14 protein-coding genes are annotated in these 15190 nt (G+C 72.8%); 2 read left to right on the top strand and 12 right to left on the bottom strand.

All coding sequences use genetic code 11. The features are described from left to right. The first annotated feature begins 30 nt into the window (after nucleotides 1-30). Nucleotides 31-1458: an MFS transporter gene (locus ACFYXE_RS14265; protein ID WP_389312262.1), complete on the top strand. Its 1428-nt coding sequence runs from the start codon at nucleotides 31-33 to the stop codon at nucleotides 1456-1458. Between the two features lie 38 nt (nucleotides 1459-1496). Here the strand turns inward: ACFYXE_RS14265 and ACFYXE_RS14270 are convergent, their stop codons facing one another. Both ACFYXE_RS14270 and ACFYXE_RS14275 read right to left on the bottom strand, forming a co-directional pair. Next, entirely contained in the window at nucleotides 1497-1718 is a 222-nt protein-coding gene (locus ACFYXE_RS14270) for a DUF397 domain-containing protein (protein WP_389312264.1), read from the bottom strand. 168 nt (nucleotides 1719-1886) lie between these two features. Continuing rightward, a complete protein-coding gene (locus ACFYXE_RS14275) occupies nucleotides 1887-2786 on the bottom strand; it encodes a helix-turn-helix domain-containing protein (RefSeq protein WP_389312266.1) in 900 nt (299 codons plus the stop codon). A 425-nt stretch (nucleotides 2787-3211) separates the two neighbouring features. Here ACFYXE_RS14275 and ACFYXE_RS14280 point away from each other — a divergent pair, with 425 nt between their 5' ends. Beyond that, the gene (locus ACFYXE_RS14280; RefSeq protein ID WP_361176450.1) at nucleotides 3212-3340 is read left to right on the top strand and encodes a hypothetical protein; all 129 of its coding nucleotides are present in this window, start codon (nucleotides 3212-3214) and stop codon (nucleotides 3338-3340) included. A 222-nt stretch (nucleotides 3341-3562) separates the two neighbouring features. Here the strand turns inward: ACFYXE_RS14280 and ACFYXE_RS14285 are convergent, their stop codons facing one another. The 10 genes from ACFYXE_RS14285 to ACFYXE_RS14330 form a co-directional block, all read right to left on the bottom strand. Continuing rightward, nucleotides 3563-3919, bottom strand: coding sequence for an MmcQ/YjbR family DNA-binding protein (locus ACFYXE_RS14285; protein ID WP_389312268.1), 357 nt, complete (start codon nucleotides 3917-3919; stop codon nucleotides 3563-3565). Then, a complete protein-coding gene (locus tag ACFYXE_RS14290; protein WP_389312270.1) occupies nucleotides 3916-5217 on the bottom strand; it encodes a hemolysin family protein in 1302 nt (433 codons plus the stop codon). The genes ACFYXE_RS14285 and ACFYXE_RS14290 overlap by 4 nt, the downstream gene beginning before the upstream one ends. A gap of 4 nt (nucleotides 5218-5221) precedes the next feature. After that, the gene (gene ybeY, locus ACFYXE_RS14295; RefSeq protein WP_361176456.1) at nucleotides 5222-5719 is read right to left on the bottom strand and encodes an rRNA maturation RNase YbeY; all 498 of its coding nucleotides are present in this window, start codon (nucleotides 5717-5719) and stop codon (nucleotides 5222-5224) included. Nucleotides 5720-5731: 12 nt separating this feature from the next. Further along, nucleotides 5732-6748, bottom strand: coding sequence for a PhoH family protein (locus ACFYXE_RS14300; RefSeq protein WP_361176458.1), 1017 nt, complete (start codon nucleotides 6746-6748; stop codon nucleotides 5732-5734). 145 nt (nucleotides 6749-6893) lie between these two features. Beyond that, nucleotides 6894-7997 (bottom strand): carbohydrate kinase family protein, encoded by a 1104-nt coding sequence (locus ACFYXE_RS14305; protein ID WP_389312273.1) that lies wholly within the window; start codon nucleotides 7995-7997, stop codon nucleotides 6894-6896. 145 nt (nucleotides 7998-8142) lie between these two features. Continuing rightward, nucleotides 8143-9330 carry a macrolide family glycosyltransferase gene (locus ACFYXE_RS14310; RefSeq protein ID WP_389312275.1) on the bottom strand — a complete coding sequence of 396 codons (1188 nt, stop codon included), beginning with the start codon at nucleotides 9328-9330 and terminating at the stop codon, nucleotides 8143-8145. Between the two features lie 160 nt (nucleotides 9331-9490). After that, the gene (locus ACFYXE_RS14315) at nucleotides 9491-10492 is read right to left on the bottom strand and encodes an adenosine deaminase (RefSeq protein WP_389312277.1); all 1002 of its coding nucleotides are present in this window, start codon (nucleotides 10490-10492) and stop codon (nucleotides 9491-9493) included. 36 nt (nucleotides 10493-10528) lie between these two features. Continuing rightward, on the bottom strand, nucleotides 10529-11434 hold the full coding sequence (locus ACFYXE_RS14320) for a ribonuclease Z (protein ID WP_389312279.1): 906 nt from the start codon (nucleotides 11432-11434) through the stop codon (nucleotides 10529-10531). A 15-nt stretch (nucleotides 11435-11449) separates the two neighbouring features. Then, nucleotides 11450-11803: a histidine triad nucleotide-binding protein gene (locus ACFYXE_RS14325; protein WP_389312281.1), complete on the bottom strand. Its 354-nt coding sequence runs from the start codon at nucleotides 11801-11803 to the stop codon at nucleotides 11450-11452. Nucleotides 11804-11893: 90 nt separating this feature from the next. Beyond that, entirely contained in the window at nucleotides 11894-15127 is a 3234-nt protein-coding gene (locus ACFYXE_RS14330) for a S41 family peptidase (protein WP_389312283.1), read from the bottom strand. Nucleotides 15128-15190 lie beyond the last annotated feature (63 nt).

Raw genomic sequence — 15190 nt, forward strand, 5'->3', positions numbered from 1 at the left:
GACTATTCCGGACGGCCCAAGCTCGTGGCCATGGCGATAGACACCACCCCTGCCCCGTCCCCCCAGGCCGCCCTACCGGCGCCGCGCACGCACGGCCCCAAGCTCTCCTCCCGCGACAAGCTCGTCCTGTTCGTGCTCTGCGCCGCGCAGTTCATGGTGGCGCTGGACTTCTCCGTGCTGAACGTGGCGCTGCCGGTGCTGGGCGCCGACCTCGGCATGAACCAGTCCGCGCTGCAGTGGGCGGTGACCGCCTTCGCGCTCCCCTCCGGCGGGTTCCTGCTGCTCTTCGGCAGGACCGGTGACCTCTTCGGGCGCCGCAAGCTGTTCCTGGCGGGCCTCGCCCTGTTCGGCCTGGCCTCGCTGCTCGCCACGTTCGCGTGGGACCCGGCGTCCTTCCTCGCCGGACGCGCGCTGCAGGGCGTGGGCGCGGCGGCCATCGTGCCGACGGGCATGTCGCTCCTGACGACGACGTTCCCCGAGGGCCCGCAGCGCGACCGGGCGCTCGGCATCTCCGGCACGCTGCTCTCGCTCGGCTTCACGGTCGGCATGGTGCTCGGCGGCGTCCTGACCGACACCCTCGGCTGGCGCTCGACGATGGGCCTGCTGACCCTGTTCGCGCTGATCGTGCTGCCGCTGGCGCCCGGCCTGCTGCCGGAGTCCCGCAACCCGGACCGCCCGCGCCTGGACGTCCCCGGCGCCGTCACCGTGACCGGCGGCCTGCTCGCCCTGATCTACGCCCTGTCGACGGCGGCCGAGCGCGGCTTCGGCGGCACGGACGTCATCGTCACGCTGATCGCGGGCGTCCTGCTGTTCGCCGCGTTCGGCTACGTCGAGTCGCGCACCGCGGCGCCGCTCGTCTCGCTGCCCATGCTGCGCCGCCGCACGGTGGCGTGGGGCAACCTCGGCGGCCTGGTCACCTTCTCGATGATGTCGACGGTCGTCTTCGTGCTGACCCTCTACCTCCAGGAGGTGCTGCGCCTGTCCGCCTTCGAGACCGGCCTGGTCTTCGGCGCGCAGGGCGTCCTCTCGGTGGCCGCGGGGATGTACGCGTCACGGGTGATCGGCCGCTTCGGCGCCCGCCGCACGCTGGTCGGATCACTGCTCGGCCAGGGCCTGTTCGTGGCCGCGCTGCTCGGCATCGGCGACGGCGGCTGGTCGCTGTGGCTGGCGGCGGCCGGGGTGTCGCTGGCCAGCATGTGCCACCTGGGCGCGATCATCTCGTACGGCGTGACGGTCACCTCGGGCGTCCCCGACGAGGAGCAGGGGCTGGCGACGGGCCTGGTCACCTCGACCCAGCAGGTGGGCATCACCATCGGCATCCCGCTGCTCGGTGTCCTCGCCACCACCGGCACCGACCTGCTCGCGGGCACGCGGACGGTCCTCCTGGTCGACGCGGCCGTGGTGCTCGCGGCGGCGGCCGCGGTCGCGGTGGGACTCGGCGGACGCCGACGCGCGTAGCGCCCGCGCCCGCCGGTCCCGCTCCGGTCCGCCCCCGATCAGGGGCGGACCGGCGTCACGTCGCCGTCCACGTGCACGGAGGGGCCGGTGACCGAGGAGAGGAAGGCGGTCCAGGCGTCGGGGCCGACCACGACGACGGGGCCCCGCCGGCGAGCGGTGTCGCGGATCAGGACCGTCGTGCCGGTCCAGGCGATCTCCACGCAGTCATCTTCCGGCTTCCCGCTCGCGCTGCTCTTGCGCCATGCCCATGTGCTGCCCACGCTTCTCCTCCACCCGGGTGCGGAAGGCCAGCCGACATGGCTGGGAAAGAGGCACGTAGCACCTCTTCCAGGATAATGGCGCGACATCGCGATATGAACGAGCGGTTTCGCGCCAAGGTCCCCTGACACAGGGCGATTTGACCCTGCATCAGGTACCGGTGGAGCAGCTCAGGCCGCGTCGGCGGCCGGCAGGAGGCGGTCCAGGTTGTCCACGCCTTCGCCCACCCGGGCCGCCAGCGTCCGGAACAGCTCCACGTTCCGCTCCTTGATGGCGAGATCCTCCAACTCCCAGAATCGCTCCAGGTAGAGCCCGCTCTCCTCCGGCGCGTTGGTGCTGTAGGAGTCGCCGCGCGGATTCTCCAGATACAGCGAGTCCGGCATCTCGTCCGATTCGAACTCGAAGAGCGTGAAGGGGCCCTGGATGCCCGGGTGCGCGCCGACGCTGAACGGCAGGATCTGGATGCTCACCTTCGGCAGGGCGGCGATCTCCGCAAGGCGCTCCAACTGGGCCTTCATGACACCCGGGCCGCCGACCTGACGCCGCACCACGGACTCGTCGAGGATGTAGAAGACCTCGCGCTCGCCCGAGGTCAGGGTCTCCTGGCGGGAGAGCCGGACCTCGACGGCCCGTTCGATCACGTCGTCGGCCGCGCCCTTGTCGTAGGAGCGGATGATGGCGCGCCCGTACTCCTCGGTCTGCAAGGGGCCCGGGACCTGGAGCGAGTTGAAGGCGCGGACGATCGACGTCGACGCCTCCAGCGCGAGGAAGTTCAGGAACTCCTTGCTGTACAGGTCCCGGTACTCGGTGTACGGCATCTTCCTGCTGCCGCGCGCGAGATCGAGCAGCGACTCGATGCGGCGGCGGTCCCTGATCCCGTACGCCTCCAGGAGGGGCCGCAGGTCGTTGACCGAGATGCCGACCTCGCCGGCCTCGATGCGGATCAGCTTGGAGGGGCTCCACTCCATGGTCGCGGCGACCTGCCGCTGGGTGAGCTCGGCGGCGGTGCGCGCCTTGCGGAGCTCGGTGCGCAGCCGGAGCCGCTGAAGTGCCGCACTTGGCGCGCTCATGATGGCTCCACCCCCAACCGGACCGTGCGAGGTGCAACATAGCAGACTAGCAGCTTACTCATCGAGACCTTCCGGGACGACAGTTCACGCCACTGCCGGGGCACCCGGTCGGCCCCGAAGCGGCAGGCAACCACGCGGGGCCGGCCGGGCCGACAGCTCACGAACAGCTATATCGCACTTCGCAGCCTTACTTCGGCGAGGTATCCGACAGCACTACCCATGTCGCGACGTCCGGGCTACGATATGGCAGAGGGTAGCCTGCTCAACTGACCGTCGCCGCAAGGAGGTTGAGATCGGATCCAGGACGGCACGAACCCACTCGATCGAGTGCCGTCCTCCCGTCAGTTCCCTCTTCCTGGCGCCACCCGTTCGTGGCTCGCCGCGGTATCCACGACTCGCGTGGAACCAGGAAGGAGAACAGCCCGATGGCCGAGAAGCCGGACGGGCGTCGCACCATCCGCACGTGGACCGACTGGGTCGCGGTTTCGGCCCAGACGGCCGGCCTCGTCTACGTGATCCAGCAGATCATCGACAGGTGGGTGCTCCACGTGTAAAAGGGACTGGCCCCGGCCGACAAGGCCAGGGCCAGCTGCGGCGGACGCCATCGCACGACGTTTCCACTCCGAGTTCCTTGACCGGCAGCCCGGAGTGGGAGCGTTCGAGGTCCGCCCGTCCTCCCATTCTGCCGCCCCGACCGCCCGATGGCGAGGGGCTGTTGGGACACGCTGCCCGACGCACCCCGGCCCGCGCACGCCCCTCGGGGCGGCGCACGCCCCTCAGGGACGGTCGAGCCGCAGCCGCTCCGCCCGGGGCAGCCCCGCCACCACCAGGTCGTAGGAGTCCTCGACGAGCTCCTTGATCTGCCGGTCGGGCAGCGCGCCGTCCAGCGAGACCGTGTTCCAGTGCCGCTTGTTCATGTGATAGCCCGGCACGATCTCCGGGTGGGCGGCCCGCAGCCGGTCCGCGATGTCCGGCTCGCACTTCAGATTGACCGTGAGCGGACGCCGGTCGAGGGCCGCGAGCGCGAACATCTTCCCGGCCACCTTGAAGACCGACGTCTCCGGCGTGAAGGGGAACTCCTCCACCGCGTCGTTGAACGACAGGCAGAACGCGCGCAGGCCCTCCGGGGTCATCCCCGCTCCCCCGCCGCCTCGCCCTGACGCGTGACGGGCTCGACGAGGACGGTCATGATGCGGTTGCGGCGGCCCGCGGCGGACTCCGCGGTGAGCTTCAGCTCCCGGCCGTCCGGCAGCGGCACGACCGCGCTCGCCCCCGCGATCGGCACCCGGCCCAGCTGCTTGGCCAGCAGCCCGCCGACCGTCTCGACGTCCTCGTCGTCGAACTCGTCGAAGCCGAAGAGCTCCCCGAGGTCGCCGATGTCCAGACGCGCCGTCACGCGGTAGCAGCCGTCGGCGAGCTCCTCGACGGGCGGCAGCTCCCGGTCGTACTCGTCGGTGATCTCACCGACGATCTCCTCCAGGATGTCCTCGATGGTGACGATGCCCGCCGTGCCGCCGTACTCGTCGATCACGACGGCGACGTGATTGCGCTCCTGCTGCATCTCGCGCAGCAGGTCGCCCGCGTTCTTCGTGTCGGGCACGAACGTCGCCGGGCGCATCGCCGTCGACACCAGCTCCGACTCGCTGTCGCGGTTGATGTGCGTCTTGCGCGCCAGGTCCTTCAGGTACACCATCCCCACCACGTCGTCCTCGCTCTCCCCGGTCACCGGGATGCGCGAGAAGCCGGAGCGCAGCGCGAGGGTGAGGGCCTGGCGGATCGTCTTGAAGCGCTCGATGGCGATCAGGTCGGTGCGGGGCACCATGACTTCGCGCACCAGGGTGTCGCCGAGCTCGAAGACGGAGTGGACCATGCGCCGCTCGTCGTCCTCGATCAAGGACTCCTTCTCGGCGAGGTCGACCATCGCGCGCAGCTCCGCCTCGGAGGCGAAGGGGCCGCGCCGGAAGCCCTTGCCGGGCGTGAGCGCGTTGCCGATGAGGATGAGCAGGGGCGGGATCGGGCCCATCACACGGGCCAGCGGCAGCAGCACATAGGCCGCGGCCGTCGCCGTGTTCAGCGGGTGCTGGCGGCCGATGGTGCGCGGGGAGACGCCCACGGCCACATAGCTGACGAGGACCATCACGCCGATGGCGACCGCCAGGGCGTGCCAGGTCTCGTCGAACTCCTGCAGACAGGCGTACGTCACGAGGGCCGCCGCGGCCATCTCGCACGCCACCCGGACCAGCAGCGCCACATTGAGATAGCGGGTCGGGTCGGCGGCGACCTGCGCGAGCTTGGCGCTGCCGCGCCGGCCGGAGCGGACCGCCTCGTCGGCGCGGAAGCTGGAGACCCGGGCGATGCCGGCCTCGGCGCACGCCGCGAGCCAGGCCACGACGACGAGGGCGACCGCGCCGGCGATCAACTGAGGACTCATGGCGCTACGAGACCGTCGGCGCCGGGGACGGGCCGGTCAGGCCCTTCTCGGCACGCCAGCCGTCGACGATCGCGGCCTGCAGGCCGAACATCTCGGCCTTCTCGTCGGGCTCCTCGTGGTCGTACCCCAGCAGGTGCAGCACGCCGTGGACGGTCAGGAGCTGCAGCTCCTCGTCCATGGAGTGCTGCGTCGGGGCGTCCTTGCCCTGCCGGGTGGCGACCTCGGGGCAGAGCACGATGTCGCCGAGGAGGCCCTGCGGGGGCTCGTCGTCGTCCTTCATGGGCGGCCGCAGCTCGTCCATGGGGAAGGACATGACGTCCGTGGGCCCCGGCAGGTCCATCCACTGGATGTGCAGCTGCTCCATGGCGTCGGCGTCCACGACGATCACCGAGAGCTCGGAGAGCGGGTGGATGCGCATCCGCGCGAGTGCGTAGCGGGCGATGTCGAGGATCGCCTGCTCGTCGACCTCGGTTCCGGATTCGTTGTTGACGTCGATCGACATGGTGGTGCTCGTCTACTTCCCGTCGCGGCTGTCGTGCTGCTCGTACGCGTCGACGATACGGCCGACCAGCTTGTGCCGGACCACGTCCTGGGACGTGAGCCGCGAGAAGTGGATGTCCTCCACGCCGTCGAGGATCCGCTGCACCTCGCGCAGGCCGCTCTTGGTGCCGCCCGGCAGGTCGACCTGGGTGATGTCACCGGTGATGACGATCTTCGAGTCGAAGCCGAGGCGGGTCAGGAACATCTTCATCTGCTCGGCGCTGGTGTTCTGCGCCTCGTCGAGGATGATGAACGCGTCGTTCAGCGTGCGGCCGCGCATGTACGCCAGCGGGGCGACCTCGATGGTGCCCGCGGCCATCAGGCGCGGGATGGAGTCGGGGTCGAGCATGTCGTGCAGCGCGTCGTACAGCGGGCGCAGGTAGGGGTCGATCTTCTCGTACAGCGTGCCGGGCAGGAAGCCGAGGCGCTCGCCGGCCTCGACCGCGGGGCGGGTCAGGATGATGCGGTTGACCTGCTTGGACTGCAGGGCCTGCACGGCCTTGGCCATGGCCAGGTAGGTCTTGCCGGTGCCTGCGGGGCCGATCCCGAAGACGATGGTGTGCTTGTCGATCGCGTCGACGTACCGCTTCTGGTTCAGCGTCTTGGGGCGGATGGTGCGGCCGCGGGACGAGAGGATGTTCTGCGTGAGGACCTCGGCGGGGGTCTCCTCCGCGCCGCTGCCGTTCTCGTCCGCCCTCAGCATGGCGATCGAGCGTTCCACTGCGTCCTCCGTCATCGGCTGACCGGTGCGGAGCACCAGCATCATCTGATCGAACAAGCGCTGGATCAGGGCGACTTCGTGGGCATCGCCCACGGCGTTGATCTCATTGCCCCGGACGTGGATGTCGGCCGCCGGGAAGGCCTTCTCGATCACCCGCAGCAGAGCGTCGCCGGAGCCGAGAACCGTCACCATCGGATGATTCGCCGGGACGGCGAAGTGGGCTCGGGCCTGGTCCTGCGCGTCGGTGGGAGTGGTGGGTGTCTGAGTCATGGGCCGGCTATGAAGCCTGCTCATCCTCCTCGTGCGGGGCTTGTGGCCGCTCGACAGCCTTGCACTGCCAAGAGTACGACGCGGCACTGACACAGCCGTAGGGCTTTTCCTCACGGGTCCCGCGAGGACGGGGCGGCGGGGGGCACTAGGCCGAGCGGAAGCCGATCGTGGGCACCGCGCGGCGCAGCGGCCACGGGCGGCTCGCCGCGGGCAGCAGCTCCTGCAGGAACGCGTACCGGCGCAGCGCCAGGGGGTCCTGGTCGTCGAACTCGCGGACGCGGCGCCACCACGCCCCGACCTCCGCCCACCCGGGCGCCGACAGGGACCCGCCGAACTCCTGGACGGAGAGCGCCGCCGTCAGGCCCGCGAAGGCGAGCCGGTCGGCGAGCGGCCAGTCCGCCAGGGTGCCGGTGACGAAGCCCGCGACGAAGACGTCCCCGGCCCCGGTCGGGTCCAGGGCCGCCACCTCGATGGCGGGGACCTCGGCGGTCTCGCCGGTCCGCCCGTCCACCGCGTACGCCCCCTCGGCGCCCAGCGTCACCACGGCCAGCGGCACGTGCTCGGTGAGCGCCCGCGCCGCGGCCCGCGGGCAGGACGTGCGGGTGTAGCGCATCGCCTCCTCCGCGTTCGGCAGGAACGCCTCGCAGTGCTCCAGGTCGGCGAGGCCGGCCAGGTCCCAGCGCCCGGTGTCGTCCCAGCCGACGTCGGCGAAGATCCGGGTGCCGCTGCGCGCGGCCTGCGCGATCCACGGCGCGCGCGTGCCGGGCGTCAGGGAGGCGACGGCGGCCCGCGCGCGCGGCGGGCAGGCCGGGGCGCCGCCGTCCGGCGCGGCGGCGTCCGGCGGCGGCTCGTGGCCGTGGCTGACCATGGTCCGCTCGCCCTCGTAGGCCATGGAGACCGTCACCGGCGAGTGCCAGCCGGGCACGGTGCGTGACGGGGTCAGGTCGATCCCCTCGCCCTGTTCGAGGGCGTCCCAGCAGTACTCCCCGTAGTGGTCGTCGCCGAAGGCAGCGGCCAGCGACGTGTGCAGGCCGAGCCGGGCCAGGGCGGTCGCCATGTTGGCGACCCCGCCGGGGCTCGACCCCATGCCGCGGGCCCAGGACTCGGTGCCGCGCACCGGCGCGGAGTCGAGACCGGTGAAGACGATGTCCAGGAAGACCGTGCCGGTGAGGTAGACGTCGCAGTCCGGATCACCGGCTCTGCGGGCCGCCTTCAGCGGGTCGACAGTGGGCTGTACGGGTACGACCATGCAGGCAACGTAACGGACGATCCCCGCGGAGGCCCGGCGATATCGGCCCGGCACGGCGCGGGAACCGCCCGTCGCGGCCCCCTAGGGCGTGTTTCGAAAGTCCCGTCTGCCCTGCGGGCGGACGACGCCACTTTCGAAACACGCCCTAGAGCTCCGCCTCGATCAGGTCCGCCGCCCGGCGGGCGCCGCCCTCGGAGCGGGCCAGCTCCTTCAACCGGGCCGAGCGCCCGGCGACTTCGGGGTCCGCCACGAGGGAGAGCAGCGCCGCGCGCAGCACGTCCGCCGTCGCGTCCGGGGTGTCGACGCGCCGGGCCACGCCGAGTTCCACCAGCCGGTCGGCGTTCAGCGGCTGCTCGGCGCCCTGGGGCACCGCGATCATCGGGACACCGGCGTGCAGCCCCTCGCCGCTGCTGCCCATGCCCGCGTGCGTGACGAACGCGTCGGCCTGCTCCAGGATCGCCAACTGCGGTGCCCAGGAGCACACTTCGATGCTGTCGGGCAGGTCGTCGCCCAGCTCGGCGGGGTCGACGTGCCTGCCGATCTGCAGCACGACGTGCCAGCCGGGCAGGTCGCCGAAGGCGGCCACGCACCTTCGGTAGAACTCCGGCTGCACGGTGTACGACGAGCCGAGCGAGACCAGCAGGACCTTCTCCGCGCCCGCGGGCCGCCGCCAGCTTTGGCGCCGGGCGCGGTCGCCGAGGCAGGGCCCCACGAAGTCGATCCGGTCGGCGTCGACGGTGTCGGCGTGCGGCTGCATGGACCGGGTGACGGTGGCGACGGCCCGCGGCGGCCGCCCGGAGAACTCGGCCACGTCGAGCGTGGTGGCCCCGCACCCGGCGAGCCAGCGCGCGAAGCGGGCCTCCAGGGCGTCGGCGCCGGGCAGTTGCGCGAGGTGGCGGCCCACGTCCTCCTGGTAACTGCCCCAGGCCACGTAGGTCGGCGAGAGCTGGACGAGCGGGCGGCCCTGCGCCTCGGCGAGCGCGCGGGCCACGTACGCGCCGATGTCGTACAGGTACAGGTCGGCGGGGTCGTCGTCGTACGCCGCGTGGAGCTGCGGGAGCACCGCCATCGCGTCGTCGAGGAAGAGACCGCCGGCCGCGACCGGGTCCTCGGGCCAGATGTTGTCGCGGTGCGGGAGCGTCGACTCGTACGGGACGAGCGTGGCGCCGGTGGGTTCGATCAGGCCCGCGGTGGCGGGGTCGTTGGCGTAGGTGACGCGGTGGCCGCGCGCCACCAGCTCACGGATGACCTCCAGACCGGGCAGCACGTGGCTGACCATCGGGACGCCGACCATGGCGATGTGGGCAGGGCGACGGGAGAGCCGTCGGGGCATGGGGTTTCCTCCGGATGCGGAGAGCTGCGGCTGGGTGATCAGGACACGGCGGCCCGCCGCCCCGGCCCGGTGCGGGCGGGGCGGGGGCCCGACGGGGCCGTGTCAGCCGTAGATCTGCGCGATGGAGTCCATGCCGGGGACCCTAACCGGGCTCCGGTGGTCAGTCGAACGAATAACTCTCGACCTCGGCCAGGTACTTCGCCCGCAGCGCCTCGTCCGCCGCGTCCCGGTCGAGGAAGGCCGCCTCGAAGGAGTTCCGCGCGAGGGTGCGCAGCCGCTCCTCGTCCAGGCCGAGCGCCTCCCGGACCGCGCGGAAGTTGTCGTCGGCGTACCCGCCGAAGTAGGCCGGGTCGTCGGAGTTGACCGTGCACATCAGACCGGCGTCCAGCATCCGCGGCAGCGGGTGCTCGGAGAGGACGTCGACGGCGCGCAGCCGGACGTTGGAGAGCGGGCAGAGCGTGAGCGGCACGCGGTCCCGGACCAGGCGCTCCACCAGGTGCGGGTCCTCCATGCAGCGCAGCCCGTGGTCGATGCGCTCGACGCCCAGGAGGTCGAGGGCCTCGGTGATGTACGCGGGCGGCCCCTCCTCGCCGGCGTGGGCGACCCGGCGCAGGCCGCGGGCGGCGGCCGCCTCGTACACCTTCCGGAACTTGGCGGGCGGGTGGCCGACCTCGGCGGAGTCCAGGCCGATGCCGATGATGCGGTGCAGGTGCGGCTCGGCGGCGGTCAGCGTCTCCAGGGCGGAGTCGGCGGACTGGTCGCGCAGGAAGCACATGATGAGCCGGGTGGAGACGCCGTGCCGCTCCTCGCTGCGGTCCAGGGCGCGGCCCAGGCCCTCGATGACGGTGGCGATCGGGATGCCGCGCGCGGTGTGCGCCTGCGGGTCGAAGAAGATCTCCGCGTGCCGCACGCCCTGCGCGGCGGCGCGGGCGAGGTAGGCGTCGGCGAGGTCCTCGAAGTCGGCCTCGGTGCGCAGCACGGCCATGAGGCGGTAGTAGAGGTTCAGGAACGTCTGCAGGTCGTCGAACTCGTAGGCCCTGCGGAGCTCCTCGGTGTCGGCGTAGGGCAGGTCGACGCCGTTGCGCGCGGCGAGGGCGAAGGCGAGCTCGGGTTCGAGGGTGCCTTCGATGTGGAGGTGGAGTTCGGCCTTGGGGATCGGCATGGTGCGGTCTCGCTCGGGTCGTTCGGGGGTGGGGGGTCAGATGCGCTTGGGCAGGGGGACGCGGGCCAGGTCGCGGGCGACGGTGAGTTCGCCGTCGTATCCGGCGGCGCGGGCCTGGCGTTCGTAGGCGGCCGGGTCGGGGTAGCGCTGGCTGAAGTGGGTCAGCACGAGGTGGCGCACGCCGGCCTCGACGGCGACGCGGGCGGCCTGGCCGGCGGTCAGGTGGCCGTGGTCGGTGGCGAGGTGTTCGTCCTCGTCGAGGAAGGTCGACTCGATGACGAGCATGTCGCAGCCCTCGGCGAGCGCGTGCACGCCGTCGCAGAGCCGGGTGTCCATCACGAAGGCGAACCGCTGCCCGCGCCGCACCTCGCTGACCTGGTCGAGGGTCACGCCGCCCAGGCCGCCCTCCTGCAGCAGCCGGCCGACATCGGGTCCGGCGATGCCGTGCGCGGCGAGCAGTTCCGGCAGCATCCGCCGCCCGTCGGGCTCGGTGAGGCGGTAGCCGTAGGACTCGACGGGGTGGGAGAGCTTCGCCGCGCCCAGGGTGTACGCGGGGGTGGTGGCGAGCGGGCCGTCCGCGGCGACCGGCGCCTCGGTCAGGCGGACGGTCTCGCGGTAGGCCGTCGCGTACCGCAGCCGGTCGAAGAAGTGCCGGCCCGACGCCGGGTAGTGGGCGGTCACCGGGTGCGGGACCCGGTCGAGGTTGATGCGCTGGATCACTCCGGCCAGGCCCAGGGAGTGGTCGCCGTGGAAGTGCGTGACGCAGATCCGGTGCAGGTCGTGGGCGGCGACCCCGGCGCGCAGCATCTGGCGCTGCGTGCCTTCGCCGGGGTCGAACATGATGCCCTGGCCGTCCCAGAGCAGGACGTAGCCGTTGTGGTTGCGGTGCCGGGTGGGGACCTGGCTGGCGGTGCCGAGCACCACCAGTTCTCGTACGGACAAGGAGGGCGGTCCCCGCTATCCGGGCGGCCACTGGAGGCCGCGGCCGCCCAGGACGTGCGCGTGCGCGTGGAAGACGGTCTGGCCCGCGCCCGCGCCGGTGTTGAAGACGATGCGGTAGCTGTCCGCCTTCTCCTCGGCGGCGACCTCGCCGGCCTCGCGCAGCACGTCGGCGGCGACCTTCGGCTCGGCGGCGGCGAGCGAGGCGGCGTCCGGGTAGTGCGCCTTGGGGATGACCAGGACGTGGGTGGGCGCCTGCGGGTTGATGTCGCGGAAGGCCACGGTCGTCTCGGTCTCCCGGACGACGGTCGCCGGCACCTCACCCGCGACGATCTTGCAGAACAGGCAGTCGGTGTGCGCTTCGCCCGCCATGGGCCGCCTCCTAGCTGAGCATGGGCACGAGGGGAAAGATCAGTACCTTCGGCATGCTATCGGCCGCCGTGGCCCGCGGACGCGGGCAGGTCACCGGGGTCCCGGCACGGTGGGCGCCGTCTTCGCCGGATTCTCGGCGAGCGCGGCCAGCGCCATGCGCACCGCCTCGTCCAACTGCGGGTCGCGGCCCGCCGCGTGGTCGTCGGGCGTGGTGACGACCTCCACGTCCGGGTCGACGCCGTGGTTCTCCACGCCCCACTCCGCGCCCTCCAGCCAGAACGCGAACTTGGGCTGGGTCACCAGCGTCCCGTCGACCAGGCGGTAGCGGCTGTCGATGCCGACGACGCCGCCCCAGGTGCGGGTGCCGACGACGGGGCCGATGCCGAGCGCCCTGATCGCGGCGTTGACGATGTCCCCGTCGGAGCCGGAGAACTCGTTGGCGACGGCGACGACGGGGCCGCGCGGCGCGTCCACGGGGTAGCTGAAGGGCCGCGAGCCGCGGGGCATGTCCCAGCCGACGATGCGGCGGGCCAGCTTCTCCACGACGAGCTGCGAGGTGTGCCCGCCGCGGTTCTCCCTGACGTCGACGACCAGGCCCTCGCGGGCGACCTCGACGCGCAGGTCGCGGTGGATCTGCGCCCAGCCGGGCGCCTGCATGTCGGGCACGTGGAGGTAGCCGAGGCGCCCGTCGGACGCCGCGTGGACGTAGGCCCGCCGGTCGGCGACCCAGGCGTGGTAGCGCAGCGGCTCCTCGTCGTCCACGGGGATCACCACGGCGTGCCGCGGGTCGCCGCCGCCGGACGGCGAGACGGTCAGCTCGACGGCCTTGCCCGCGGTGTCCACGAGCAGCGGTCCGGGGCCGGCGACCGGGTCGACGGGCCGGCCGCCCACCTCGACGATCGCGTCACCGGGGCGGATCGCGACGCCGGGGGCGGCCAGCGGCGACCGCGCGGCGGGGTCGGAGGTCTCCGAGGGCAGGATCCGGTCGATGCGCCACAGGCCGTCCTCACCGCGCGAGAGGTCCGCGCCGAGCAGCCCCTGCCGGTGCGCGCCGCCCGCACCGGGGACGACGTACGCGTGGGAGGTGCCGAGCTCGCCGTGCACCTCCCACAGCAGGTCGACGAGGTCGTCGTGGGTGGCGACGCGGTCCAGGACGGGCCGGTAGCGCTCCAGGACGGCGTCCCAGTCGACGCCGCCCATGTCGGGCCGCCAGAAGTTGTCCCGCATGAGGCGGCCCGCCTCGGCGTACATCTGGCGCCACTCGGCGGCCGGGTCGATGGTGTGGCGGACCCGGGAGAGGTCGACGGTGATGTTCGTGTCGCTGTCCTCGTCGCCGGAGGCGCGCCGGTCGCTGGGCACCACCTTCAGCTTGCCGTCGGTCCACAGCAGGATCCGCCTGCCGTCGCCGGTGACCGCGAAGTGGTCGGCGTCGGCGGCGAGTTCCTCGACGCGGTGCCGGTCGAAGTCGTAGCGCTCCAGCTCGGTCCGCGGGTCGGGGTCGTGCGGGGTGGCGCGGGAGGAGCCGAGGACGCCGCGCACCGGGTGGCGCAGCCACAGCAGCCCGTCCTTGGCGGCCCGCAGCGTGGTGTAGCGGGCGGCCTCGACGGGGAACGGCACGATCCGGTCGGCGAGTCCGTCGAAGTCGATGCGGGTGACGGGGGCGCCCTCGCTGTCGGGCGTCTCGGCGCCGTCCTGCGCCTCGAAGGGCCTGCCGTGGCGCTGCGGTCCGAAGGGCGAGGGGGTGGCCGCGGCGAGCGTGAGCAGGTAGGGCCGGGAGCCGCCGACGAAGGCGAGGTCGAAGACGTGCGCGTCGTAGACCGGGTCGAAGGCGCGTGCGGACAGGAACGCGAGGTGCTTGCCGTCGAGGGTGAAGGCGGGCGCGTAGTCGCGGAAGCGCAGCGGGGTCGCCTCGGACACCGTCAGGTCGGCGGTGCCCGCGATCTTGAGCTGGCGCAGCGGGCGCGGTCCCGCGTGCGACCAGGCCAGCCAGGCGGAGTCGGGCGAGAAGACCAGCCCGGTGGCCTCCCCGTCGTCGCTGCGGTCGACCTCGCGGACCTCGCCGCTCTCCCGCTCGACGAGCAGGACGCGGCCGTCGTGCGAGGCGACGGCGGCACGGGAGCCGTCGGGGGCGACGGCGAGGGACTGGACCCGGCCGAGCTGGCCCGCGGCGAGCCTGCGCGGGGTGGCGCCGGGTGCCGTGCCGGTGGCCGGGGCGAATTCGAGGGCCTCGTCGCCCTCCGCGTCGGTGACCCACACGACGTGTTCCTCGCCCTGGACGCGGAAGGTGCGGGGCAGCCGGGCGCGCACGCCGGGCTCGGCGGCGAGCGCGCGGGCGGGGCCCTCGCGGTGCGTGACCCAGTGCACCGAGCCGCGCACCGAGACGGCGCTGCCGCGTCCGGTGTGGTCGGGTGCCGCCGCGCCGAACCAGCGGGCGGCGGAGACGGGGTGCGGCTGCAGGTCGGTGCGCTGCCCGCCGAGGCGGACGTCCAGGGGGCGCGGCTCGGCGCCCGACAGGTCGTCGAGGAGCCAGAGCCGGCCCGCCGACGCGTAGACGACGCGGGTGCCGTCGGTGGCCGCGTGCCGTGCGTAGAAGCCGTCGACGGGGGTGTGACGGCGCAGGTCGGAGCCGTCGGGCAGCGAGGAGTAGAGGGCTCCCACGCCGTCGTGGTCGCTGAGGAAGGCGATGCGCTCGCCCACCCACAGGGGGTACTCGATGTTGCCGTCGAGGTCCTCGTGGACGCGCACGAAGCGGTCCTCGGCGCCTTCGCCGTCGGCGGGGTCCGCCGCGGACGTGCGGATCCACAGCTTGCCCGCGGTGCCGCCCCGGTACCGCTTCCACCAGGCGGCCTCGCGGCCCATCGGGGCGGAGAGCAGCAGCACTTGGCCGTCGGGGCCGTGCGCGGCGTCGCCGACCGGGCCGTAGGGCAGGGTCGCGGCGGGGCCGCCGTCGAGCGGCACGGCCCGCGCCCAGGTGCGGCGCAGCGAGGCCTGGCCCACCGCGCTGAGCGCGAGGACCCGCCCGTCGGGGGTCCAGCCGCGCACGGTGGTCCTGCCGCTCCCCCAGTACGTCAGCCGCGCGGCGCGGCCCCCGTCGACGGGCGCGGTGTGCACCTCGGGGGCGCCGTCGCGGGTGGAGGTCCAGGCGACGGTGGTGCCGTCCGGGGAGATCCGGGGGTGGTTCACGGGCATGTTGTCGGCGCTGACCCGCCAGGCGCGGCCCCCGTCCAGGGGCGCGATCCAGACGTCGTCCTCGGCCGTGAAGGTGGTCAACTCGCCGTGGATGTGCGGGAACCGGAGATACGCGGAGTGCGCTGCCTCTGTCACGCCGTCCACCCTAGGCAGGCTCCCGGCGGCCCGGCAGCGGTTTGGATCACTTGGCCGGGGGCC

Origin of the sequence: Streptomyces sp. NPDC002564, from assembly GCF_042889645.1 — a bacterium.
Classification (GTDB): domain Bacteria; phylum Actinomycetota; class Actinomycetes; order Streptomycetales; family Streptomycetaceae; genus Streptomyces.

Bases quoted from the DNA above. Each gene is read 5' to 3' on its own strand.
- ACFYXE_RS14265 (WP_389312262.1), top strand. From the start codon at position 31: ATGGCGATAGACACCACCCCTGCCCCGTCCCCCCAGGCCGCCCTACCG.
- ACFYXE_RS14275 (WP_389312266.1), bottom strand. From the start codon at position 2,786: ATGAGCGCGCCAAGTGCGGCACTTCAGCGGCTCCGGCTGCGCACCGAG.
- ACFYXE_RS14280 (WP_361176450.1), top strand. From the start codon at position 3,212: ATGGCCGAGAAGCCGGACGGGCGTCGCACCATCCGCACGTGGACCGAC.
- ACFYXE_RS14285 (WP_389312268.1), bottom strand. From the start codon at position 3,919: ATGACCCCGGAGGGCCTGCGCGCGTTCTGCCTGTCGTTCAACGACGCG.
- ACFYXE_RS14290 (WP_389312270.1), bottom strand. From the start codon at position 5,217: ATGAGTCCTCAGTTGATCGCCGGCGCGGTCGCCCTCGTCGTCGTGGCC.
- ybeY (WP_361176456.1), bottom strand. From the start codon at position 5,719: ATGTCGATCGACGTCAACAACGAATCCGGAACCGAGGTCGACGAGCAG.
- ACFYXE_RS14300 (WP_361176458.1), bottom strand. From the start codon at position 6,748: ATGACTCAGACACCCACCACTCCCACCGACGCGCAGGACCAGGCCCGA.
- ACFYXE_RS14305 (WP_389312273.1), bottom strand. From the start codon at position 7,997: ATGGTCGTACCCGTACAGCCCACTGTCGACCCGCTGAAGGCGGCCCGC.
- ACFYXE_RS14310 (WP_389312275.1), bottom strand. From the start codon at position 9,330: ATGCCCCGACGGCTCTCCCGTCGCCCTGCCCACATCGCCATGGTCGGC.
- ACFYXE_RS14315 (WP_389312277.1), bottom strand. From the start codon at position 10,492: ATGCCGATCCCCAAGGCCGAACTCCACCTCCACATCGAAGGCACCCTC.
- ACFYXE_RS14325 (WP_389312281.1), bottom strand. From the start codon at position 11,803: ATGGCGGGCGAAGCGCACACCGACTGCCTGTTCTGCAAGATCGTCGCG.